Source organism: Streptomyces aurantiogriseus (assembly GCF_014649375.1).
GTDB lineage: Bacteria > Actinomycetota > Actinomycetes > Streptomycetales > Streptomycetaceae > Streptomyces > Streptomyces aurantiogriseus.
On the sequence record NZ_BMSX01000050.1, the window covers coordinates 1 to 21,535 of the forward strand.

General features: G+C 68.9%; 20 protein-coding genes and 5 pseudogenes. 15 read left to right on the forward strand and 10 right to left on the reverse strand.

The window, feature by feature from the left end:
* Positions 1-135: 135 nt before the first annotated feature.
* Complete coding sequence (locus IE263_RS49350) at positions 136-603, reverse strand: cation:proton antiporter (protein ID WP_373312312.1); 468 nt, start codon at positions 601-603, stop codon at positions 136-138.
* A gap of 367 nt (positions 604-970) precedes the next feature.
* Between IE263_RS49350 and IE263_RS47280 the strand changes: the two genes are divergently transcribed.
* The 6 genes from IE263_RS47280 to IE263_RS47305 all read left to right on the forward strand — a co-directional run bounded on the left by IE263_RS47280 (position 971) and on the right by IE263_RS47305 (position 4,749).
* Positions 971-1,462 (forward strand): DUF2975 domain-containing protein, encoded by a 492-nt coding sequence (locus tag IE263_RS47280; RefSeq protein WP_189944346.1) that lies wholly within the window; start codon positions 971-973, stop codon positions 1,460-1,462.
* Entirely contained in the window at positions 1,462-1,683 is a 222-nt protein-coding gene (locus tag IE263_RS47285) for a helix-turn-helix domain-containing protein (RefSeq protein ID WP_010696297.1), read from the forward strand. Before IE263_RS47280 ends, IE263_RS47285 begins: the two co-directional genes overlap by 1 nt.
* A gap of 330 nt (positions 1,684-2,013) precedes the next feature.
* Positions 2,014-2,790, forward strand: coding sequence for a DinB family protein (locus IE263_RS47290; protein ID WP_189944347.1), 777 nt, complete (start codon positions 2,014-2,016; stop codon positions 2,788-2,790).
* 4 nt (positions 2,791-2,794) lie between these two features.
* The gene (locus tag IE263_RS49875) at positions 2,795-2,938 is read left to right on the forward strand and encodes a hypothetical protein (RefSeq protein WP_308430834.1); all 144 of its coding nucleotides are present in this window, start codon (positions 2,795-2,797) and stop codon (positions 2,936-2,938) included.
* Between the two features lie 771 nt (positions 2,939-3,709).
* On the forward strand, positions 3,710-4,285 hold the full coding sequence (locus IE263_RS47300) for a transposase (RefSeq protein WP_268256150.1): 576 nt from the start codon (positions 3,710-3,712) through the stop codon (positions 4,283-4,285).
* Between the two features lie 35 nt (positions 4,286-4,320).
* Entirely contained in the window at positions 4,321-4,749 is a 429-nt protein-coding gene (locus tag IE263_RS47305; RefSeq protein ID WP_189944349.1) for a hypothetical protein, read from the forward strand.
* On the opposite strand, the pseudogene IE263_RS47310 reads toward IE263_RS47305, so the two are convergent.
* Positions 4,701-5,310 (reverse strand): annotated as a pseudogene (locus IE263_RS47310) (transposase); the annotation flags it as partial. The gene IE263_RS47305 and the pseudogene IE263_RS47310 sit on opposite strands and share 49 nt — an antisense overlap.
* A 3-nt stretch (positions 5,311-5,313) precedes the next feature.
* On the opposite strand from IE263_RS47310, the pseudogene IE263_RS47315 reads away from it, so the two are divergent.
* A pseudogene (locus IE263_RS47315) lies at positions 5,314-5,631 on the forward strand (DinB/UmuC family translesion DNA polymerase); the annotation flags it as partial.
* 495 nt (positions 5,632-6,126) lie between these two features.
* On the opposite strand, the gene IE263_RS47320 reads toward IE263_RS47315, so the two are convergent.
* Positions 6,127-6,504, reverse strand: coding sequence for a DUF6223 family protein (locus IE263_RS47320; protein ID WP_189944350.1), 378 nt, complete (start codon positions 6,502-6,504; stop codon positions 6,127-6,129).
* Positions 6,505-6,742: 238 nt separating this feature from the next.
* Here IE263_RS47320 and IE263_RS47325 point away from each other — a divergent pair, with 238 nt between their 5' ends.
* On the forward strand, positions 6,743-7,870 hold the full coding sequence (locus tag IE263_RS47325; protein ID WP_189944351.1) for a sensor histidine kinase: 1,128 nt from the start codon (positions 6,743-6,745) through the stop codon (positions 7,868-7,870).
* Positions 7,867-8,529 carry a response regulator gene (locus IE263_RS47330; RefSeq protein ID WP_189944352.1) on the forward strand — a complete coding sequence of 221 codons (663 nt, stop codon included), beginning with the start codon at positions 7,867-7,869 and terminating at the stop codon, positions 8,527-8,529. The genes IE263_RS47325 and IE263_RS47330 overlap by 4 nt, the downstream gene beginning before the upstream one ends.
* A gap of 118 nt (positions 8,530-8,647) precedes the next feature.
* Here the strand turns inward: IE263_RS47330 and IE263_RS49355 are convergent.
* Both IE263_RS49355 and IE263_RS47335 read right to left on the reverse strand, forming a co-directional pair.
* Positions 8,648-8,755, reverse strand: a pseudogene (locus IE263_RS49355) (SMI1/KNR4 family protein); the annotation flags it as partial.
* 211 nt (positions 8,756-8,966) lie between these two features.
* The gene (locus tag IE263_RS47335; protein ID WP_189944353.1) at positions 8,967-9,617 is read right to left on the reverse strand and encodes a helix-turn-helix domain-containing protein; all 651 of its coding nucleotides are present in this window, start codon (positions 9,615-9,617) and stop codon (positions 8,967-8,969) included.
* A gap of 141 nt (positions 9,618-9,758) precedes the next feature.
* On the opposite strand from IE263_RS47335, the gene IE263_RS47340 reads away from it, so the two are divergent.
* Both IE263_RS47340 and IE263_RS47345 read left to right on the forward strand, forming a co-directional pair.
* Positions 9,759-10,745 (forward strand): alpha/beta fold hydrolase, encoded by a 987-nt coding sequence (locus tag IE263_RS47340; RefSeq protein ID WP_189944354.1) that lies wholly within the window; start codon positions 9,759-9,761, stop codon positions 10,743-10,745.
* 371 nt (positions 10,746-11,116) lie between these two features.
* The gene (locus tag IE263_RS47345; protein WP_189944355.1) at positions 11,117-12,346 is read left to right on the forward strand and encodes an IS701 family transposase; all 1,230 of its coding nucleotides are present in this window, start codon (positions 11,117-11,119) and stop codon (positions 12,344-12,346) included.
* Between the two features lie 198 nt (positions 12,347-12,544).
* Here IE263_RS47345 and IE263_RS47350 read toward each other — a convergent pair whose 3' ends face one another.
* Positions 12,545-13,513: a hypothetical protein gene (locus IE263_RS47350; protein WP_308430835.1), complete on the reverse strand. Its 969-nt coding sequence runs from the start codon at positions 13,511-13,513 to the stop codon at positions 12,545-12,547.
* Positions 13,514-13,742: 229 nt separating this feature from the next.
* Between IE263_RS47350 and IE263_RS47355 the strand changes: the two are divergent.
* Positions 13,743-14,341, forward strand: a pseudogene (locus IE263_RS47355) (IS5 family transposase); the annotation flags it as partial.
* Positions 14,342-14,362: 21 nt separating this feature from the next.
* Here the strand turns inward: IE263_RS47355 and IE263_RS47360 are convergent.
* A complete protein-coding gene (locus IE263_RS47360) occupies positions 14,363-15,604 on the reverse strand; it encodes an IS110 family RNA-guided transposase (protein WP_189944357.1) in 1,242 nt (413 codons plus the stop codon).
* Positions 15,605-15,947: 343 nt separating this feature from the next.
* On the opposite strand from IE263_RS47360, the pseudogene IE263_RS47365 reads away from it, so the two are divergent.
* From IE263_RS47365 to IE263_RS47375, 3 genes and pseudogenes are all read left to right on the forward strand, one after another.
* Positions 15,948-16,223: pseudogene (locus tag IE263_RS47365) on the forward strand (transposase); the annotation flags it as partial.
* Between the two features lie 515 nt (positions 16,224-16,738).
* The gene (locus IE263_RS47370) at positions 16,739-17,533 is read left to right on the forward strand and encodes a serine/threonine protein kinase (RefSeq protein ID WP_189944358.1); all 795 of its coding nucleotides are present in this window, start codon (positions 16,739-16,741) and stop codon (positions 17,531-17,533) included.
* On the forward strand, positions 17,530-19,071 hold the full coding sequence (locus IE263_RS47375) for a serine/threonine-protein kinase (protein WP_189944359.1): 1,542 nt from the start codon (positions 17,530-17,532) through the stop codon (positions 19,069-19,071). Before IE263_RS47370 ends, IE263_RS47375 begins: the two co-directional genes overlap by 4 nt.
* Positions 19,072-19,098: 27 nt before the next feature.
* Here IE263_RS47375 and IE263_RS47380 read toward each other — a convergent pair whose 3' ends face one another.
* From IE263_RS47380 to IE263_RS47390, 3 genes are read right to left on the reverse strand one after another with little or no spacing between them, the layout of a single operon-like run.
* The gene (locus IE263_RS47380) at positions 19,099-20,247 is read right to left on the reverse strand and encodes a hypothetical protein (protein ID WP_189944360.1); all 1,149 of its coding nucleotides are present in this window, start codon (positions 20,245-20,247) and stop codon (positions 19,099-19,101) included.
* On the reverse strand, positions 20,244-20,510 hold the full coding sequence (locus tag IE263_RS47385) for a hypothetical protein (RefSeq protein WP_189944361.1): 267 nt from the start codon (positions 20,508-20,510) through the stop codon (positions 20,244-20,246). Before IE263_RS47385 ends, IE263_RS47380 begins: the two co-directional genes overlap by 4 nt.
* A gap of 59 nt (positions 20,511-20,569) precedes the next feature.
* A complete protein-coding gene (locus IE263_RS47390; protein ID WP_189944362.1) occupies positions 20,570-21,061 on the reverse strand; it encodes a hypothetical protein in 492 nt (163 codons plus the stop codon).
* Positions 21,062-21,535: the final 474 nt, after the last annotated feature.

Sequence of the window (21,535 nt, forward strand, 5' to 3'; positions counted from 1 at the left end):
GCCACGGTCTCCGCCAGATCCAGTACCGCAGCAACCTCATCACCGGATGCCTCGCCGAACCCAGCCTCACCTTGACGACATCACGGCAACCGGCAGTAGTCGCAGCCGATGCTCCAGCGAGCACACACCAGGCGGCTATCGCTCCCTCTCCGTGGACAGAGCGGACGAGGCCGCTGGGTTGATTTCGCCGGTGGAAGGGGAAGCGGTGGTGTCGGGTGGGTCCGGTGCCGGATCGGCGTGTTCGGTAGCGGCTTTGGCGTGTTGCGCTCGGCCCTCGGGCAGCAGCGAGTGTGCGGCCTTCAGGAGCGCCCGGCGACGACGGGGGCTGAGGACGGCGAGGACGAGGACGTAGCTGGCGATGAACGGGGCGAGGCGGCCGTCGAGGCCTGCGCTGGCAGCCATGACGGCCAGGATCAGTGCGGACTCGCCACGTCCCAGGTGCGTGGTTGCGATGTTCGCGGCGGGCTGGGGGCCGCAGCCGTACAGACGAGCGGTGAGCAGTCCCGCGGCCACGTTCATGGTGATGGTCAGTGCTGCGGCGATGGCCACCGGTCCGGCGACGGAGGTGATGTCCGCCGGGTTGATGGCACCGCGACGCGCCACGACTCCTCCTTCCGGGTGCTCTCCACGTGTCACCCCGGTGACTGTGACCGTTCGCGACCGGTGGCGGATGTTCACGCTGGCTGGCGAAGGCCCCGAGTCGATCACCGGAGCCGCCGCGACTTGCCGAGATAGGTGACACCTGATCTTGATGGTTGACACCCAGAGCTTCGGCGCAGTCGGGCGGCGTCCGATGTGCGTTCAAGTGAGGCCGACTTCGACGAGGCCAAGACGGTTCACGCAACCACCATGCCATGAGAGGCGGCGGCGTCCCGCCATCGCGCGAACCTGCCGCCACTCTCTTCCCGGCTCTTGTTTCATCTATCGAATATCGATAGATTCCCATCGTAATTCGATGGAAGGATTGGCCGTGGGAAAGCTGGCAGTGCGCGTGCTGCGCGCCGTGCTCGTGGTGGTGCTCGCCGGCACCGTGTTCGTACAGGCAGGGATGGTGTGGGCGTTGGTCAGCGGGAGCGACCCGGAGGACGGGGCGCTCCCGCTGACCCCGCTGCGCGTGATCACGATCCTGGGCATGGTGTCGGTCCAGGTCGCCCTGGTCTGTGTATGGCGGCTGGTGACGATGGTGCGACGCGGAACCGTGTTCTCCCACGCCGCCTTCCGGTACGTGGACGGCGTGATCGGCGCGATCGTGGCGGCTGCCCTCGTGTGGTTCGCGGTCACGGTCATCAATGCGCCGGGCCAGCGGGACGACCCGGGCGTCACCGTCATCATGGGCGGAATTGGCGTGGCCATCCTGGGAGTCGCGCTCATCGTGCTCGTGCTGCGGATGCTGCTCGCCCAGGCCGTCGCGCGCGACGTCGAAGCAGCGCAGATGCAGGCCGAGTTGGACGGGGTGATCTGATGCCGATCGCCGTCGACATCGACGTGATGCTGGCCAGGCGGAAGATGTCCGTGGGCGAGCTCGCGGACCGCGTAGGGATCACGCCCGCCAACCTGGCGGTACTCAAGAACGGCCGCGCCAAGGCGGTGCGCTTCGCGACGCTCGCCGCGCTCTGCGAGGTGCTCAAGTGCCAGCCGGGCGACCTGCTGCGCTGGGAGGCCGAGGACGCCGTAGGGGGATGACGTGCCCTTCCAAGATCATGGACTTCTCGATGCCCCGGGATCCGAGTGGAAGACCGCGCCTGCCGACGCATCATCGCCTGGAGGACGGGGCAGCCAGCCCGTCACGCGCACAGGTTCTTCTGTCTCACATCCGCTGGGCAGACAGACCGAGACACGCACCGAGCGATCAGCGGTGGGTCAGGACCGCAATGTCCGGGCCGGACACCAGCAGCGTGCCCGCATCAGCCACTACAAACGACGCGGACACAGCCCCTGAAAACCGCCCAGCAATCAGAACAAGCGCCGTTGCAGTACTAGGGGGTTCGCCTCACAAGGCCTAGTCTGACCGCCATGAGCGGCGGTGACTCAATGGGCCTGCGCGGCAAGGCGTTCGAGCGCGCGGACATGACGGGGGCACGGTTCACCACGGTGAGCCTTGACGGGGCGACGTTCCGGGCGTGTGAGCTCAATCAGGTCGTCATGCGAGGCGTCGAGATGGTCGACACAACCATCGACGGTGATATCCAGAACCTGGTCATCAACGGGGTCGACGTCGCGCCGTTGGTCGAGGCCGAGCTGGACCGCCGGTATCCTGACCGCCCCAAGTTCCGGCCGACCACGCCCGAGGGGTTCCGGGAGGCTTGGGACCTCAACGAGCGGCTGTGGGAGTCGACCGTCGCGCGGGCGCGCCGGCTGCCCCGGGACATCCTGCACGAGTCGGTCGACGGCGAGTGGTCGTTCATCCAGACCCTGCGCCACCTCGCGTTCGCGACCGAGTCGTGGGTCGGCCGCTGCATCCTGGGTGATCCCAGCCCATGGCACCCGCTGTCCCTGCCGTGGGACGAGATGGATCCCCGGCCGGGAGTGCCGCACGACCGTGACGTACGCCCGTCGCTCGACGAGGCGCTCACCCTGCGGCAGGCAGCGATGGCGATGATGCGGCGGGTGGTCGACGGACTGACCCACGAGCAGCTGGACAGCCGGACAGAGCCGCTCATTGGCCCCGGCTGGCCGGATGAGGGCGAGACCTTCACTGTCCGCGAGTGCCTGCTGATCGTCCTCAATGAGGAGTGGTGGCACCGCATGTACGCCGAGCGCGACCTGGCCGTCCTCGAGGAACGGGAGTGACCTCGTGGAGTTCCACTTCACCTGCCGGGGATTCGAATGGCGCGCGCCCTCGCCGCACTCCTTCGTCCCCGTGCGGGACGAGGAATCCGCCGACATCCGCGAGGTGCCCGCGCTGGCCACGTACGGCCGGGGCGTGATCCCGGTCTAGGCCGGCTGGGGTGACGTCACCTTCGAGACGTTGCTCTTCCTCAAGGACGGCTGCTACCTGCTTCCGCTCAACGACGCAGTGCGCAATCCGAGGGGCCTCTCGGCAGGCCCGAGGCCGCCGTCCCGGAGGTGGGCACACGAGCAGGTGTGGGGAATGCCCCGAGCGTGGATGGGGAATTTCAAGGCTCTGGCCGCAGCTGCGTGAATCCCCAGGTCAGGGGCGGGAACGCGGGATCGTTTCGGCAGGGTGTTTCCTGCCATGGCGAGTAAGACGGTCGAGGATGTGCTCTTTCCCGGGATCGATGTGTGAGTGGAGTGCGTCAGCGGCTCCTCCGACACCCTGCTGGTGGAGGCGGTGTCCACCAAACGGCCGGGCCGGTGCCCCGGACTGCCGCCAGCGGGTAGGACGCGTGCACAGTTCGTACCAACGCTCCCTGGATGAGCGGACGTTGGGGTCCGCCGGGTTGTGGTGCGGCTCCGGGTACGCCGGTACTTCTGCGACCGGGGGCTGTTCCCGCCGGACGTTCGTTGAGCAGGTGCCGGGCCTGTCCGAGCGGCACCGCCGCTCGAGCACCGGGCTGACGGGCTGGCTGCGGTCGATCGCAGTCGAGTTGGGCGGCCGTCCAGCCGCGAGGTTGTGTCGGCGTCTTCGGGTGGCCGCTGGCCGCACCCGGCTGCTCAGGCTGCTGACGGCGCCGCCGGTGCCGGACCGTGCACCGTGGGTACTGGGGGTGGACGAGTTCGCCTTCCGCAAGGCTGCATCTACGGCACCGTGCTCGTTGATGTTGAAGCCGGCCGGGTCGTGGACGTGCTGCCCGACCGCACCTCCGAGACGTTCGCGATGTGGCTCACCGACCATCCCGGCGCCGAGATCATCTGCCGCGACCGGACCACTGCCTACACCAAGGCGGTCAAGCAGTCCGCACCGGACGCTCTGGAAGTAGCCGATCGCCGGCACCTGTTGCAGAACTTGTCCGCAGCGGTGGAGAAGACCTGCCACCAGCATCGCGACTGCCTGCGCAAACGCGCCGAGGAGGAGACGGTGACCGAGGTGCCGGAGCCGCCTCCGATGCTATTGCCGCCCACCGAACTGCCCCGCACCCAGATCATCGAACGCACCCGTCACCGCTACGAAGACATCCACCGCCTGCTGGACAAACGCTGGACGATCAGCGCCATCGCCCGCAGTCTGAACCTCGACCGCAAGACCATGCGGCGCTTTCGTGACACCGACCTCGACGGGCTGCTGGCCCCCGCGCGCGAGCGCCGCCCCAACGGAGTGCTGGAGCCGCTCAAGACACCTCAGGCGCGTAAGAAGTCAAGTTCGTTGCGGCGAGTCCGGATGTAGCCTGTCGGCCTGTTCGAACAGATAGAGGGCTGAGGGTGGACGCGGAACGCCAGCACGGGGGAATTCAGCTCCCTGAGGGGTCGTGGTGGGACTGGGACGTCATCGCCTGGAACGCCGCCGAGTTCCGGTTGGCGGCCGGGCATGACCTCGCCTATCACCATGGCCTGGAGCTGGTCTTCGGCCATCCGACGCTCGTCAACTGCCCGGCACAGTTCCACGACCCGGTATTCCGTGCTCCGACGAGCGAGGAACTGGCGCAAGTCACGGGCCAGCTCGGTGAAGAGCCGCTGATTCTCGTCGCGTTCGAGGCGGACGCGGGCGGACTGGAGCCCGTCTCCTGTCTCATCGCCGCGGAACACGTCGAGGTCGTGCAGGAAACCGTTCTGCGGTACTGGCGCGACGACACAGCCCCTGGTCAGCGGTTTGCGCCGTGGGTGCGGCCGCCGGGGCCGCAGGCGAGCTGAGCGGCCACCAAGCCAGACGTTGACGGGAAGGCAACGGCCTCATCGAAGCAGCGGCCGTGCTGGAGGCAGTGGTAGAGCTGGCCGATCATGCGGCTGAAGAGGTTGCGCTGGGCGGCGGCGTGCCAGTCCCCGTGGTCGTGGCGCCGCCTGCGGTAGTGGGCCTTCACCGGGTGAAGCAGTGATCGCGGAGAACGCCCAGAGATAACCGGCATGGTTGAGGCGGTCGTTCTTCACCCACCGTCTGGTGATGGACGACTTCTTGCCGGAGGCTCTGGTGACGGGCGAGGAGCCGGCGTATGCCTTCAGGCCGCGGGCGTCGGCGAACCGCTGGCGATCGTCCCCGACTTCGGCAAGCACCCGGGCGCCGAGTTGGACGCCGAGGCAGGGGAAGCTGAGGATGATCTCAGCGTCCGGGTGCTGAGGGAAAGTCTCTTCCACCGCCTCGGCCAGATCGTCGGCGGCGGTGCAGGCGGCTTCAAGCTGGATCAGGAGGGCGAGCATCTGCTTGCCCAGCGCGTCCTCGACCAGCGGCGGCTGATGGGCCCAGTCCGTGCGGAAGACTTCGCTGGTCGGCTCACCCTCACCGTGCGATACGCCGACCGCAACTCCACCACGCGAACACGCACGCTGCCGGAACCGACCGATCACTCACCCGCTCTTGCCGCAGCCGCCCTGGAGCTGTTGACCGCCCTCGGGCTGCAGCGGGCAAGAGCCCGCGCCTTCACGATCCGTGCCGACAACCTGCTACCGGCCCGCAACGCCTACCGGCAGCTCTCTCTGGATCCCGGCGACGCCCGCGCCCGGGCAGCCGAAGCCGCCGCAGACCGCGCCCACCGACGCTTCGGGCCGGAGACTGTACGTCCAGCCACTCTGGCGGGCTGACCGCTTCTGCCAAGAACCACTCGTTCCTGGGGAAGGCGGTCATGTGAGGCATGGCGTTCCCGTCCCTGTCGGCGGGGCGCCGTCGCCCCGCGTGCCGTGGTTGGAATCAGGGTCGTGAGGCTTGTACCGGCTCGGCAAGGCGGCTTCTGCCAGGCGGAAGGACTTCTGTAAAGAGGCTGGTCAGAGACCTGTTCTGTCAGCCCTAGTCGCCGGAGCAGGTGGCCCGGGTGGTGCTGCTGTCCGGTTCGCGCTTGGGTTGGCCGGAGAGGGCGACGGCGAGTGCGACTACTCACTGCGTAGCGTTAATCGCCCAAAAATGTCCACTTACAGTAACCGCGGGAGAAAGGGTGCGTGATCGTGAAGGCGGACTGAGCGCAGTGGCTCATCGTCTCTGACCACAGAAGTTGAGCCAGAGCCTGAGTTTCGGCGGCGCTGTCTCGGTGGCGCCTGATGGGTCTTCAGGCAGGCGCGAACGCGTGTCCGTATCCGTCGCCGTCAGCCGGTGCGCCGGGCGCGGGTCAGTGCCAGGCCGCCGAGAGCCGTGCCGATCAGGCCCAGTGCCAGGGCCATGGCGCCGGCGATTACTCCGTTGCCGGTGCCGGGGCCACCGTCGGCGACGGCCAGGTTCACTACGCCCATGGCCAGGCCGACCAGCCCCGCCGCCAGGGCGATGATGGCCCGGGTTCGCCTGTTGCCGATGCCCGGGCGATCGGTGGAGCGGGCCAGAGCCAATCCGCCGATGACCATGCCGGCCAGTGCCACAACGGCGGCCGTGGTGCCCACCAGTCGCCCGGAGGTCAGGCCGGTGGTGGCAGCCGACTGGACTGCGATGTGCGCGGCTGCCGGTGCGGCAAGCACGGATTGGACTGTCATGAGAGGCCTCCTTGTTTCCTGCGATTCGATGTCGCTCAGGGCGATTCGATGTCGGCCCAGCCTGTCTGTCGGCCCGGTCGTCAGTCGTCCGGCGGACGCAGACAGTTCGCGCTGCTGCGGGTGGTTCATGCGCCTGCTGCGGGTGCGGCAGACGACGTGCGGGTACTGCGGGGGCGGTAGTGGGCCGCTCGTTCGTGAGTGGGACTCGCCCGTAGTGGCGTTTGGCTAGGGTGCGCGTATGGACAGAGGACGGTTCGGTGTCCCGGCTGGTGTCTGGGACTGGGCGGTCGCCGTTGGCGTGGCGGCGCTGCTGGTGGGCACGGGGCTGTCCGGTGAGAGCTCCACGGCCAACAGCGACCTGGTCGGTTATGCGCTGCTGGCGGGCGGCGGGCTGGCGCTGGCCGCTGGCCGCCGGGCTCCGCTTCTGGTCCTGGCCGTTACCGGACTGTGTGCGGTGGGGTATCAGGCGGCCGGGTTCGACGTGCTCGCCGTCTCGTATCTGGTCGCGGTGTACGGCGCGGTGCGGGCCGGGCACCGCACCATCACCGTGGCGGTGTCCCTTGCCACGCTGGTCGCTGCCCACCTCACGGCGCTGGTCTTCCAGGACGAGCCGGTGCGCGAGGCGTTCGGGCGGGGCGGCGGCGTGCTCGAGATCGCCTGGCTGATCGCCGCCTTCGCCGCGGGGGAGGCGGTGCGGCAGGCCGAGCGGCGGGCGGAGGAGGCCGAGCGGACCCGGGAGGAGACCGCGCGGCGGCGCGCCGATGAGGAGCGGCTGCGCATCGCGCGGGAGCTGCACGATTCGCTCACTCATCAGATCTCGGTCATCAAGGTGCAGGCCGAAGTCGCGGTCCATGTGGCCCGCAGACTCGGCGAGCAGGTGCCGGAAGCGATGCTGGCGATCCAGGAGGCCGGCCGTGAGGCCAGCCGGGACCTGCGCGCCACGCTGGAGGCGTTGCGGGACGACGACACGACCCCGCCGCGCGGGCTCGACGACGTCCCGGAACTGGTGGAAAAGTCCCGGACGTTGGGCCTGGACGCCACGCTGACGATCGACAGGCGGCAGCACCACGTACCGGCTGCGGTGGACCGCACCATCTACCGGATCGTGCAGGAGGCGCTCACCAACGTCGCCCGGCACGCCGACGCCACCACCGCGGTGGTCCGCATCGACTGCCTTCCGGATTCCCTCGCCATACGCATCGACGACGACGGCAAGGCGACGCCGGCCACCGCCCCACTGCCCGGCCTCGGGCTGCTCGGCATGCGCGAACGCGTCACCGCCCTCGGCGGTCGGCTACGCGCCGAACCACGTGACGGGGGCGGCTTCACCGTCCAGGCCGAACTCCCCGTGGACCGGACGTCATGATCCGTGTCCTGCTGGTCGACGACCAGCCCCTCATTCGCAGCGGATTCCGCGCCCTCCTCGACCTCGAGGACGACATCGAGGTGGTGGCCGAGGCCGCCGACGGAAGCGAGGGCCTGGAACTCGCCAAAGAGCACCTGCCCGACGTCGCGCTCATCGACATCCAGATGCCGGTCATCGACGGCATTGAGGCAACCCGGCGCATCGCCGCAGACCCGGCCCTGGCCGCGGTGCACGTCGTCATCCTGACCAACTACGGCTTGGACGAATACGTCCTCGACGCCCTGCGCGCCGGCGCTGCCGGATTCCTGGTCAAGGACGTCGTGCCGGAAGACTTCCTGCATGCCGTACGCGTCGCCGCTCGGGGCGATGCCCTGCTCGCGCCCTCGATCACCCGAAAACTGATCAACCGGTACGTCACCCAGCCGCTCCCCACCGGCACCGGCACGGGGCTGGAGGAGCTGACCAGCCGCGAACGCGAGGCCGTTGTCCTTGCCGCGCGGGGTCTGTCCAACGACGAGATCGCCGCCCGCATGGTGATCAGCCCGCTGACCGCGAAAACCCACATCAACCGCGCCATGACCAAGCTCCAGGCCCGTGACCGCGCCCAACTCGTGGTCTTCGCCTACGAGTCCGGCTTGGTAGCCCCACGCAACTCTTGACTGTGCGATACGTAACCGTTTCGCATGGTTGGCAGGGAGATGCTCAACGTCTTCGTCCTGGCCGGGTGCTGTCGTTTCTCGGGTTCTGGCTCAGCTCCTGTGGAGTGGTCACTGGTAGTCAGATCTTCGAAGCGAGACGGTACCGATTTGGATGAGCGTGGAGTCGGGGTGAGGTGAGTTCCAGGGCTCGGTTGTCCAGTCCGGCGGCCATGTGGTCGAGCCATCGCCTGCGCCGGGCACCGAGTCGTACGGCCGCGGCCGCGGAGCTCCGAGCGCAACGAGCTGAGCAGCGGCGTACTCGTGGCTCTGCTCCGCGCGGCGGATCTTCTGCGCCGCCCGGCCGGTAGCGCGCGAGTTCCAGGAATCTGGGCGGCCCTTGGCCGCGAACCTACGTGCAGGTCGTGATTTCGCTGTCTTGTCGGAGCGGGTTCCGGAGCCTACGGCTGTTCTTCTCGGCCAGCCTGGGCGCGATTCGGCTGGCGGTTCCCGCGACCAGCGGCTGGATGGGTGCGCGGCCGTAGGCGCTCGCCCTGCGGTCCGAACATGATCAGGTACTCGACCGGACCGCCGGGGCCGGCGTTCGCCACCCCGTGCGGGGTGCGGGTGTCGAACTCGGCGACGTCCCCGGGGGTCAGGATGAGGTCTCGGTCGCCGAGCGCGAGCCACAGCCGCCCGTACAGGACGCACAGCCACTCGTGGCCATCGTGGGAGACCTGACGGGGCCGCGCGGGTGGGTTCTCGAGGGCGGGCAGGACGTGCTTGTGGGCGTGCAGGCCGCCGACGTACCGGGTCAATGGCAGCACCGCCTTGTCGTCGCCGAAGCTCAGCGGCGCCGTAGCGCGCGGCTCGGCCGCGGGGGCGGGTGCGGTGCCGGCCAGCTCGTCCAGAGAGACGCCGTACTCCTTCGACAGCTGCAGCAGCACCTCCAGGGTGGGCTTGCGCCGGCCGGTCTCGATCCGGGACAGCGTGCTGGTCGAGATGCCGGTCGCGCAGCTGACACCGGCGAGCGTCGCGCCGTGGTGCTCGCGCGCGGCCCGCAACCGGGGCCCCATCGCGGCCAGCGTGCCGTCCACGTCGTCGACTGCCACCTTTCCCGCTCCTTCTTGCCGTGCCGCCCCACCGCTCTGTCCTGCGAGTTTGCCAGAATGGCAAGGCTGATCGCGTCGGGCGGGTGCCGCGCCGCATGATCGATGGGTAGCCGCCTCCGCCCGCGAACCGAGGAGAAGCCCATGCAGCCCGAGCCGAAGGCCGAGCTCCGCCACCGCACCGTCGAGTCCCCGGCCGGGCGCCTGCACCTGGTCGAGCAGGGCACCGGCCCGGTGGTCCTGCTCGTGCACGGCTTCCCCGAGTCCTGGTACTCCTGGCGCCGCCAGCTCCCGGCCCTCGCCGCGGCCGGCCACCGGGCGGTGGCGATCGACGTGCGCGGCTACGGCCGCTCCTCCAAGCCGGAGGCGACCGACGCCTACCGGATGCTCGACCTGGTGGAGGACAACGTCGCCGTCGTGCGCGCCCTCGGCGAGGAGAACGCGGTGGTCGTCGGCCACGACTGGGGCTCCAACATCGCCGCCGCCTCCGCCCTGCTCCACCCCGAGGTCTTCCGCGCCGTCGGCCTGCTGAGCGTCCCCTACGCGCCGCCCGGAGGCCCCCGCCCCACCGACATCTTCGGCCAGATCGGAGGCCCCGAGCAGGAGTTCTACGTCTCCTACTTCCAGGAGCCCGGCCGCGCCGAGGCGGAGATCGAGCCCGACGTCCGGGGCTGGCTCGCGGGCTTCTACGCGGCCCTGTCCGCCGACACCATGCCCGCCCAGGGCGACCCCGACCCGCACTTCGTCACCCGCGGCGGCCGGCTGCGCGACCGCTTCCCCACGGGGGTCCTCCCGGCCTGGCTGAGCGAGGAGGACCTCGACGTCTACGCCGGGGAGTTCGAGCGCACAGGGATCACCGGCGCACTCAACCGCTACCGCAACATGGACCGAGACTGGGAAGACCTCGCCCCGCACCGCGGAGCCCCGATCAAACAGCCGTCCCTGTTCATCGGCGGCACCCTGGACGCCTCCACCACCTGGATGTCCGACGCCATCGACACCTACCCCACCACCCTCCCCGCCCTGTCGGCCTCCCACATCCTGGATGGCTGCGGCCACTGGATCCAGCAGGAGCGCCCCGACGAGGTCAACCGCCTGCTGACCGACTGGCTCACCACCATCCAGCGCTGAACCAGGCGGGCTACCTGGGCAGTTTGGCGGTTCGTTCGGGGTGGGCGGCGGTGATGTAGCGCCGGGGCATTCATCGAGCAGGACGAAGCGCGAGCACACCAGCGACTCCGTGTAGGGGCGGAGCCCCGGCGGGGGCTTGGTGAGGACAGCTGTGCTGACCGGAACCCCGAACATGGCAACGCCGCACAGCCGCCGCTTGCTGCCGGAGACGTTGTACAGGCCGAACTGCACCTTCACGGCAGGCCTTATCTGCACCTGTCAAGTGTGTCCGCAGGTCAGAGGGTGCCTTGATCCTTCAGGCACGTAAGGGACGGTCTAGTAGTGCTTCGTTACGTTGGGTGATCTCGCCTGGTGGTGGGCATCTTCCTCGTATGAGGTTGGGGGAGGTGGAACGGCTCCGGGGTGAGTTATCGGAGTTCGTTGCCGACGTGTTCGGGTCGTTGCCGCGGCGGGATCAGCGGCGGTGGGGCGAGTGTTATCTGCGGGGACTGATGCTGGACGGCCGTCGAAAGTCGATCCAGCCGATGGCCGAGCGGCTGCCGGACGGCAACATGCAGGCCCTGCAGCAGTTCGTGAACCAGTCACCGTGGGAGTGGACACCGGTGCGGCGGCGGATCGCCGAGCGGCTGTGCGAGGCGATCGCACCGCAGGTGTGGGTGGTCGACGATGTGTCGTTTCCCAAGTGCGGCACCGCCTCGGCCGCCGTGGCCCGCCAGTACTGCGGGGCCTTGGGCAAGCGGGCGAACTGCCAGGTCGCGGTCAGCGTGCACGCCGCCACCGACGCCGCCTCCTGCCCGCTGGAGTGGGAGCTGTTCCTGCCCCAGGAATGGGTGCACGACGACAGGCGGCGGCAGCGGGCCGCCATTCCCGAGGAGGTCGGGCATGTGTCGAAGACCCACCTTGCTCTGGGTCTGCTGGACCGGCTGGCCGGACAGGGGCTGGCCGTGCCGGTGGTCGTGGCAGATGCCGGCTATGGCCGCAGCGTCACTTTCCGGCTCGCGCTGGAGGAACGCGGCTGGTCGTATGTCATGGCCGTCGACCCCAAGGAGATCGCCCGGCCGGCCGCCGCCGAGCCGTATCAGCCCGACTACGGCGGCCTGGGACCACCCACACTGCCCCGTTACCGCGAGACCGCCCGGCCCCTGCCCGACCTCGTCAACGACGCCACAGTGTTTCAGCCGGTCACGTGGCGGCAGGGCAGCAAAGGAACGATGACCTCGCGTTTCGCGGTGCTTGAGGTGCGGCCGTCGGGCAAGGAGGCCACCCGCACCGCGCAGGAGAAGGCCGGAGGGCGCGGCCGCTGGAACGGGGTGCTGCCGCTGCGAACCCTGCTGGTCGAACAGCCCGAAGGCGCTGTTGAACCGACGGGCTACTGGATGACCAACCTGCCGGTCACCGTCCCGATCGCCGACCTGGTGCGGTGGGCGAAGATGCGCTGGCGGATCGAGCACGACTACCGCGAACTCAAGCACGGCCTGGGCCTGGACCACTTTGAGGGCCGCACCTGGCGCGGCTGGCACCACCACGTCACCCTCGTCACCGCCGCCCAGGCCTTTCTCACCCTGCGGCGGCTCGACCCAAAAGCCCCGATGCCGGCCTGACGCTCTACCAGGTCCTCGATGCACTTCAGGACCTGCTGAGGTGCTGGACCGGCACCTGCACCACCTGCGGCCGACCACTCACTACAAGCAGAAACAGGGCCAGAACCTAACGAAGCACTACTAGGCACTGTCCGGTGGATCACGTGACCAGGAACCGGAAGGCCATCCTGACTGGCACCGGTAGGCACGACAGCCCTTTCAATTCTTACGGATGCGGTAGGCCTTGGCAACGAGTCTCCGGGGCAGCTTCGGCCCTGCACATGCGTAGTCGATCAGCAGGTTCCGGTAGGTGGTGTTCGCGATCTCCGGCGCCAGGGTGATCAGGGCCCTCAGGTCGTCGGACGAGGCGGCAAGACGTGTGCGGTAGGCGGCGCTCGCCGCGCGCAGGGTGACTTCGTGAGGTTCGTATTCCAGGCCCTGTTCAACAAGGCTCGCGGCTGCGGCGAAGTCGCCCTGCTCGGCACGCACGTCCGCTAGATCCAGGTAGAGGGACCAGTTGGCGGAGTCTAGGAGCAGGGCGCATTCGAAGGCCGCAGCAGCCTGATCCAGGTCGCCCATCACGCGCCAGGTGGCCGCTCGTGCGACCGCGGTCCACATGACCCGATCGACGGCATCGGCACGGTCGCACAGCGCGAAGGACAGTTCGTACCGGCCACAGGCCCGGGGCAGCCGGGCCATGGCGGCCAGCGACTCCGGCACGGCATCCCGTTCGGACACCACGTCGAGGGCATGGAACCAGGGCGCGAACCGCTCCCGCATCTCGTCGGTGTCCAGGTCGTGGCCGTAGTCCAACGTCCGCAGACACGCCTCGGCCAGCGCCGCAGCACTCACCGCACCGAGAAAGCGCACATCGCCGAACCAAGGCGCAGCGCCCCATGCCACGTTGGGCCGCACACCCGTAACCGAACCAAGAGCCATCACCGCGTCGTCCATGTCCCCTTCAAGGAACAAGAAGTACGCCTGCGCCAGCACAGCGCTCAAAGAGCCGTCCTCTTCGAGGCTCTCCTTTAGTTCCGAGCGTCGGTCCTGCCACAACTCGGCGAGGGCCGCATAGGGCTCCGGAGCCGCCGGTGCCGAGGCTATTGCCCCCACCAAGAGCTCCACGGCACCCACCGGGCTTCCGCCGCAGTGCGCCATCACACCAGCGAGACTGACTCCCGCCGCCACTGATTGATTCGACATCGCCAGAGAATACCCGTGGCCAAAGGTTCTGTGAGTGAGCACTTCGACATGGACGGCGGCACCGCTGTCGGTGGTCTGTCAGTGACGGCAACCCTGCTGGCAACGACGGCGCGCAAAGGCGACGATCAGACCAGTCGACGATCAGACCAGGAGGGGGAGAGCCCCTCTCCACGCACCGCCCGATCCTGCCGGGTTGCTGGCTCGTTAGTCCAGCATGGGGCGGGGTGATCTGACGAATGCTGAGTGGGCCCGGCTGAAGCCGCACCTGCCGGCGTCGGGACGGCGCGGCGGGCGATGGAACGACCACCGCAAGGTGATCAACGGGATCTTGTTCCGGGTCCGGACGGGCATACCGTGGCGGGATTTGCCTGAGCGTTTCGGCAGCCGGAAGACCGTCTATGAACGGCACCGGCGCTGGTCGGCGGACGGCACGTGGGACTGGATCCTGCGTGCTGTCCAGGCGGAGGCCGATCTCGCGGGCCGGATCGACTGGAGCATGGTCAGCGTCGACTCGACGTCATGCCGGGCCCATCAGCACGCGGCCGGGGCCCGAAAGAAGAAGCCGCGCGTCCCGAAAAAAGGACAACGCCCCGACACCACCGCCCTGACGAAGGGCTCGGGCGGTCCCGGGGCGGCCTGACCTGCAAAATCCACCTCGCCGGTGAGGGTGGATGCCGGCCGATGGCCTTCCTTGTCACGCCTGGGCAGTGGGGCGACGCACCGCAGATGATCGAAGTCCTCGAACGCATCCGCGTTCCCCGTCCGCAGGGCGGACGGCCGCGCACCCGGCCGGACCAGCTCGGCGGCGACAAGACACCCCATGCAGCTATGGGGTCAAGCAGCTGTTGCGAGTGATTGCGGTGCCGGACGGGCGAAGGCGATCGCTTCGTCGAACTTCTGGCGAGTGGTCAGGCAGTGATGGAGCTGGCCGATCAGGCGATTGAACAGGTTGCGGAGGGCAGCGTGATAGCGGTCGCCGGCTTCCCGTCGGCGGTTGTAGTGAGAATGAGCCCCGAGTGAAGCGGTGAGTGCGGCGAACGACCAGTGTCGGCCGGCCGCGGCCAGGCGGCTGTTCTTGATCCGGCGGTGGCTGACGCGACGGCTCTTGCCGGATTCCCTCGTCACAGGAGCGCTTCCGGCGTAGGCCTTGAGGTCTCGGGCCGTGTCGAACCGGGTGCGATCGTCACCGATCTCCGCGAGTATCCGAGCACCGGTGAGCACGGCAAGTCCGGGGAAACTCGTGATGATCTCCGCGTCGGGATGCTGCAGAAAGAGCTCCTCGGTCTCGTGCGCCAGCTCGTCACAGGCCCGGCAGGCTGTCTCGAGCTGGGCCAGCAGTGCGCGTGTCTGGTGGCCCATCGCCTTCTCGACCAATGCTGGCTGGCGAAGCCGGGTCCGGTGAAGCACTTCGAGGAGTCGGTCGGTCTCGGCCTCGATCCGGCGCTGGCGGCCGGCCCGTGTGACGGCGGCCCTGAGCCTGCTTCGGGTGAGCCGGGCGGCCTGGTCCGGAGTGGGCGCGATCGCCAGGATCGCGCGGGCTTCACGCGCCAGCAGCCGTTCCCGCTTGTCGGCGAACGCCTCGAGGATCGCCGGGTAGTACTCACGCAGATGCGATCGGAGCCGGTTGTGGGCTCGGGTGCGGTCCCAGACCGCGTCCTGCTGGGCTCTGGCGAGGACGGCAATTGCCCGGGCCAGGTCGGAGTCGTCCGGGAGCGGTCGATGCAGCTCGGCGTCGGTCCGCAGGATGTTCGCCAGAACAACGGCGTCCTGGTGGTCGGACTTCTTGCCGGAGACGACGTGCCGGTCGCGGTAGCGTGCGACAGCCATCGGGTTGATCGCGTACACCCGGCGGCCAGAGGCCCGCAGACAGGCCACGAGAAGTCCGCGAGATGTCTCGATCGCGATCGGGATCGGATCGTCCGGGTTGTCGCCATGCTCGGCGAGCAACCGAAGCAGGTCCTGGAAGCCCGGTGCGTCGTCGTTGATCCTGAGCTTGCCGAGCAGTCGAGCGTCCCGGTCGACCACGGCAACGTCGTGGTGATCCTCAGCCCAGTCGATTCCGCAGGTCACATGCACCGCGCGCTCCTTTCGGGCTTTCCCCGTCCGTCGGTGTCGGGCCGTGGCAGGACCACCCGGCGACCTAATAGAAGCGCTCGCGGGCGCACCACCCCATGAGCTGTCCGTGGCCCCAGCAGTGTCCAGGGTCCTCGCTCTCGTGAAGAGCTCCACGGCTCCGGCTGATCGGGAGGTGTTCCTGGGAACGGCTCGAACCACGGCACGGTATGACCACCGAGCTCGAATCGGCAGAGGCCGTGCACGCGTCCCTCTTGTCGAAGCACTCCCAGGCGCTGCATACAGCCCAGACGTCTCGCGCGGCCCCTGCCAGGACTGACAACTGCCAACCCACAGTGCCTATTACGCGTACGCCTCCCGCAAGAACAGCTCCTACCTGCGCAGACGCGGCATCCGGTGCACCATTCCGGACAAGGCCGACCAGGCCCGCAACCGAAAGAACCTCGGCCCCCAAGGCGGCCGTCCGCCGAAGTTCGACCCGGAGGATTACAAGGCCAGGCACGCGGTCGAGTGCGGCATCAATCGCCTCAAGAGGCATCGCGCCGTGGCGACGAGGTACGACAAACTCGCCGTCCGCTACGAGGCGACCGTCCTCGTAGCGGCCATCAACGAGTGGCTATGACCAGCACATTCGATACACGCCCTCGTACCTGACCGGCTGAACGTGACGATCTCGGTGGAGTCCGTCGGGTTGCTGCATCCGGCGACCTGTTCTCACGGCTACTGAGCCCCCCCAGGACGCCGTCGACGAGGGCCCGGTCACTGTGCCTGCCCACAGCGATTCCAGCGCAAGAGATGGTCGGAGCCGTCACCGCCATGATGCTGCGAGAGCGGCTCACGCGCCGGGAACCGAGATGATCGGCCGATCGTCCTAGTGGATGTGCCTCGCGCTCTCACCCCTGGAATCGGCCCACATGCGGTGCCGGGCATGGATGACGATGTCGCCTGTGCGGCTTTTGACCAGAAGCCGGCACGTCGTGGCGAACGGTCCATCGACGCCTTCACGGCCGGGACGGGCGAGGTGGCGGAGCGGCGACTGTGACCAGGAGACACGCCTTACCCGGTGCCGAGACGCCGGGTCGGCGGCAACCGGAATCGCCTCTGCGATACTGGCGACCACATCGGGGGAAAGTCGGTATGGAAACGATCATTGTGCAGCCGCCCGGCCCGTCACGGTCGGGTGAAGTCGACGCGGCCGGGCCCGAGTTGCTGCATATGGGACCGGGCGACGTGGCCGACTTCGGACGTGGGGTGCCCGGCGGCCGGGACGTCTCCATCGTTCTGCCCGATCCCGGGATCTCCCGGCGGGCGGGGCGGCTGGAGGCGGCCGAGGACTACTGGCGGCTGTCGAACTTCAGCCGTGACACCGCGTATGCGGTCGAGAACTTGGAGGGTGCCGGCGAGTACATCGCCGTCGCGCCCGGGCGGCTCGGAGCACCGGTGCCCTTCGAGTTCTCCCGAGTCGTCCTGCCCGCGCTGTCCGGGACCGTCGAGTTCAAGGTGTTCGCCCCGCAGCACGCCTATCTGGACGAGCGGTCCTCGCCCGGCGCAGGGGAGTTGACCGTGCATCCCTACGCGCTCGATGCGACGGCGAAGTACTTCCTGGTGCTGGTGGCCCTGTGCGAGCCGCGGCTGCGCGACCCCTCGGACGGCACGCTGCCGGGCGCCGGGGACATCGCGGAGAGGCTCCGCCCGCTGGAGAGCTGTCGTGGTCTGACCCGCTCCGCGGTGAACTACCACATCGACTATCTGGCCTTCGCCAAGCTGCGTCTGGACGTCGGCGACGAGCCCGGAGCGGACGGCAACGCTCGCACGGGTGCCAAGCGCGCCCGACTGGCCTCCCTCGCCCTGCGCTTCGGCCTGGTGCGCGAGGAGCATCTCGTCCTGTTGCCGTCCCGCAGACGGCCCGTCGCGCAGGCGAGCGGCGCGTGAGCACGTCAGGCGCCGAGGAGGGCGCCCTCGAGATGCCGCGGCTGCCGACGGGTTTCCGGATCGACGGCTGGGAGTTGGACGCCGTCATCGGGTCGGGCGGCTGGGGAACCGTGTACGAGGCCCGCGCGGTCGCGGACGGCACGATCGCGGCGGTGAAGGTGCTACCGACCGGTGCCCTGGCGCCCGGTCAGCGTGCCGCGCTCGGTGAACTGGTCGCGCGCGAGGTGCGGTTCAGCGCCGAAGCGAACCATCCGCACCTCGTACGGACGCATGCCGTGTGCACTGTGGACGCGCCGGATCTGCCCGCGCTGGACGGGGCGATCGCGCTCGTCATGGACCGTGCCGAGGCCAGTCTGCGGCAGGCGCTGGACGCCGCCGGGACGGGCGGACCGATCCCGGACGCCGTGCGGATCCTGCGCGGCGTCGCCGCCGGGCTCGCCCATATGCACGGCGCCGGTTGGGTGCACGGCGACCTCAAACCCGCCAACGTGCTGCTGGGCGCGGACGGAGCGGTCTGGCTCGCTGACTTCGGCCTGGCCACCGAACTTGAGGGCACCCACGCCTATGTGCCGCCGCTCGGCACGCTCGACCATGTGCCGCCCGAGTGGTGGTCCCAGCGCACCGGAGCCGACGGGACGGTGGTGCGGCCGACCGCCGACATCTGGGCCTTCGGTGTCCTCGCCCACCAGGTGCTCACCGGTGGTCTGCACCCGTTCCCCGGCGCCACCGCGCGTGCCCGCTCGCTCGCCGCGCAGGCCTATGCCCGCGGCACCGCGCCGCTGCGTCTGGACGCCGGACTCGACGAGAACTGGCGCCGACTCATCGAGGACTGTCTGGTACCCGACCACGCGGGCCGCCTGCGCCACACTGCCGCGAGCCTCTCCGCCCGGATCGAGCAACTGGCAAGCCCGCGTGGCCGACGCCGGCTGCTGCCGGTCGCCGCCGTGGCGCTCGCCGCGGTGTCGGCCGCCGCCATCGCCGGGGCCGCGCTGCTCGGGGGCGGCGGAGGCGAGGCCGACGAGGACCAGGGCCGCGGCACACCAGCCGACGTCACCGGCGCGCACAGTCCGGCCGCCGGGGAGATCCCGGAGGACTCCGACGTACCCGAAGCACTGCGGCCGGTCATCGTGAAGGCCGCCCACCGCTGCACCGACGCGGAGGTCACGCCCGCGTTTCTCGCCGCCATGCTCAAGGCGGAGAGCGGTTTCGACGTGAACGCGGCCCGCCCGGCGAGCGACGAGTACGGCATCGCCATGTGGACGCCGTCGGTGTTCCGGGCCTGGGCGGTCGACGGCGACGGCGACGGGGACAAGGACTACCGGTCGCCACCGGACGCGATCTCCACGATGTCGCTGTACGTGTGCTGGCTCGACCAGCAGTTCAAAAAGGCCGACATGCCCGCCGAGGATCTTCCCGCGCTGATGGCGGCCGGCTACCGCACGAGCGACCGCACGGTCATCACGGAGGGCGGCGTCCCCGAACGGGTACGACCCCACGTCGACAAAGTGCTCCGCTACCTCGCCGCCTACGAGCGGTGAGGTGGCGGAGCTGTCGCTCAAGGCCGTTCAGCAGTCCTTGACGTCTGGCATCTTGTTGTCGGGCGAGTTGATGTAGATGTTGGAGATCCAGCCGTTGTACTGGGGGAGGTACGCCCACCATTCGTTGGTGTAGGGCGGTACGTTGACCTCCTCGCCCCTTGCCTGGCAGCCCACCAACACCTCAACGCCTGCCGGGAGTTGGGTGATCGGAGAGTTGCCCGTGTTGGGGTTGGGGCGGACGTTCACATGGTCGCTCCACGTGCCGTACCACCATCCCGCGGGCCGCGCGGCTCCGGGGACGTTCAGGGAGCGGGTCAGCCGGCCGATGTCCGTGTACGCCTTCCCGTACGACGTGCCGACGGGATGCAGCGTGAACACGGCCACGATGGAGCGGTCGCCGGCGCCGACGGTGCCCGTGCTGTGCAGCGCCGGCCGGGTCAGGTCCACGTCCGCGGCGGCCGGAGCCGGGCTCGCCGTGTCCGTCGCGGCAGCGGTGCGCGGCGGGCCGCAGGTGCCTTTCTCGTACGAGGATCCCGCCCAGCCCTGCTTCACCGCCCACGGTTTCGTGAACGCCCCGGCGATGCCGAAGTACTGGTCGAATTTGTCCGAGGCGCAGCGGGTGGACTGGCGCAGGTTCCCCATAACGAAGTCGCGCACGGGGCCGGGCGCCGAGTCCAGGAGGTAGCGGTAGATCGTCACCGTGTCGCGGGCGGAGAGCGCGGTGTAGCCCCAGTAGCCCTCGTACCCGGTCGGCGGTGGTGCCGTGTCCTTGAGGCCGAGGCGGCTCACCATGCGGGTGATGATCGCCCTACCGCCGTTGTCCGACCAGTAGTTGTTGGCCGCGTCGTCGTTGCTGCTGCGCAGCATCGGCTCCAGCCATGCCCGGTCGGCTGCGGGCACGGTGTAGTCGGGGCCCCGGTTCCACAGGTAGTCCAACGCCAGCAGCAGCTTGACGACCGAGGCGGAGCGGAAGCCTGTGCTCGAGTTGAGCTGCTCGGTGAAGGTACCGGTCTGCCGGTCGAAGACGGCGACCCCGGCGCTGACGCCGGCGGGCACCACGACGGACGCGGCACCGGGTTGCACGGGCTGCCCGGCCGGGGTGTCCGCAGCGGCGGAGCCGGCCGCGCCGCCGATCAGCAGTAGCGCGGCGGCGGCAGCGAGAAGACGGAGCTTCACAGGTAGTGCTCCCTGAAATTGATTGAGTGGATTGGTGTGAGGTCGGTGTACCAGCCTTCCTGCGGGGAGAACTGGTTGTTGACGACCCAGTGGTTGCCGTACTGGTTGTAGATCGGGTGGAACCCGAAGGAGTAGAAGATGTGGCTCGGCTGCGGGTTGTCGACCGGGATCTGATTCTCCGGGGAGATACAGCGGCGCCATGCAGGAGTCTGCGCATGGTCATGCCTGCCGCTGATCTTGCCGAAGGTGATCTGCCGGCCCACTAGACGCCCTCGATCGGTGATCTGAGCGGTTGCCCGATTCCCTCACGGGGGCATTGGCCCTAAAGGGCGTCCCGGACCTTGAAGTAGGCGATGTCGTCGTCCGCCCGGTCGCCCACATACCGCGTGGCGGAGCCGTAGTAGAAGGTGGTCCGGCCGTCGTTGAGGACGGCCTGCTGCCCGTCGCAGTTGTTGTACGCCTCGAATGACGAGATCATGTAGCGCGACAGGCCGGTGCCGAGAAGGTAGCCCGACCCGTCGCATGGGCCGTAGTCCCCGTACACATGGGTCATGTCGCCGCCGAACCGGGCGTGCTGGTACCAGGTCATGAGCAGGGTCCCGGCGCTGCTTCTCGTCGCCGTGGAACTGTCGTCGGAACAGGTCCGGCTCTTCACCCGGGAGGCCTTTTCGCCGGGCTTCACGCGTTCCACGACCACGGTGCAGTATCTGCCCTGCGATGTCTCCGAGGCAGATGCCGGCGGTGCGAGTCCGACGAGACCGATGAGCGATGCGGCCGCAGCGAGCGTGACGGCCGTTCGGGTGCGCAGACGCATGGTGCTCCTCGCGGCTGGGGTGGCAGGGGCATCGTGCACGAAAGGCTAGGAGAGCGCGGGCAGGCACAGTCCTGACGGATGTCAGGGGGAGCCCGAGCAATGCTCAAGACCTGCGCGGGTCGGCAAGGTACGCCTGGCTGTGTTCACGTGTCGTGGGCTCTGGCTCGACGTGGGTGGTGGAGGCGCTCATTGGGATAGCGGGGTCTGTCGGTATTGCGGTCTGGGTGAGTCGCGGCGCATCCCGTACAGGGGTTGCCCTGACATGTGTCAGGAGTTCAGCCGCTCCCTGGCTAGGGTCTGTCCACACGGGCAGGGAGCGGAAGCCCCATCGGCACACGCCCCCGGCGCACTCCCTAACCGTGATCGGCTACACCACAACAAGGGACGCCATTACTGAGGTTTTCAGGGTGGGGTTGGTGGTGCGAGGGCCAGGCCGGTGGCGGTGAGGCAGCCGTCGATCAGGTGGGGCCGGAG

Excerpts from the sequence above, each read along its gene's own strand:
- IE263_RS47285 (WP_010696297.1), top strand. The coding sequence starts at position 1,462 with ATGCCGATCGCCGTCGACATCGACGTGATGCTGGCCAGGCGGAAGATG.
- IE263_RS47290 (WP_189944347.1), top strand. The coding sequence starts at position 2,014 with ATGAGCGGCGGTGACTCAATGGGCCTGCGCGGCAAGGCGTTCGAGCGC.
- IE263_RS47320 (WP_189944350.1), bottom strand. The coding sequence starts at position 6,504 with ATGACAGTCCAATCCGTGCTTGCCGCACCGGCAGCCGCGCACATCGCA.
- IE263_RS47325 (WP_189944351.1), top strand. The coding sequence starts at position 6,743 with ATGGACAGAGGACGGTTCGGTGTCCCGGCTGGTGTCTGGGACTGGGCG.
- IE263_RS47330 (WP_189944352.1), top strand. The coding sequence starts at position 7,867 with ATGATCCGTGTCCTGCTGGTCGACGACCAGCCCCTCATTCGCAGCGGA.
- IE263_RS47340 (WP_189944354.1), top strand. The coding sequence starts at position 9,759 with ATGCAGCCCGAGCCGAAGGCCGAGCTCCGCCACCGCACCGTCGAGTCC.
- IE263_RS47345 (WP_189944355.1), top strand. The coding sequence starts at position 11,117 with ATGAGGTTGGGGGAGGTGGAACGGCTCCGGGGTGAGTTATCGGAGTTC.
- IE263_RS47370 (WP_189944358.1), top strand. The coding sequence starts at position 16,739 with ATGGAAACGATCATTGTGCAGCCGCCCGGCCCGTCACGGTCGGGTGAA.
- IE263_RS47390 (WP_189944362.1), bottom strand. The coding sequence starts at position 21,061 with ATGCGTCTGCGCACCCGAACGGCCGTCACGCTCGCTGCGGCCGCATCG.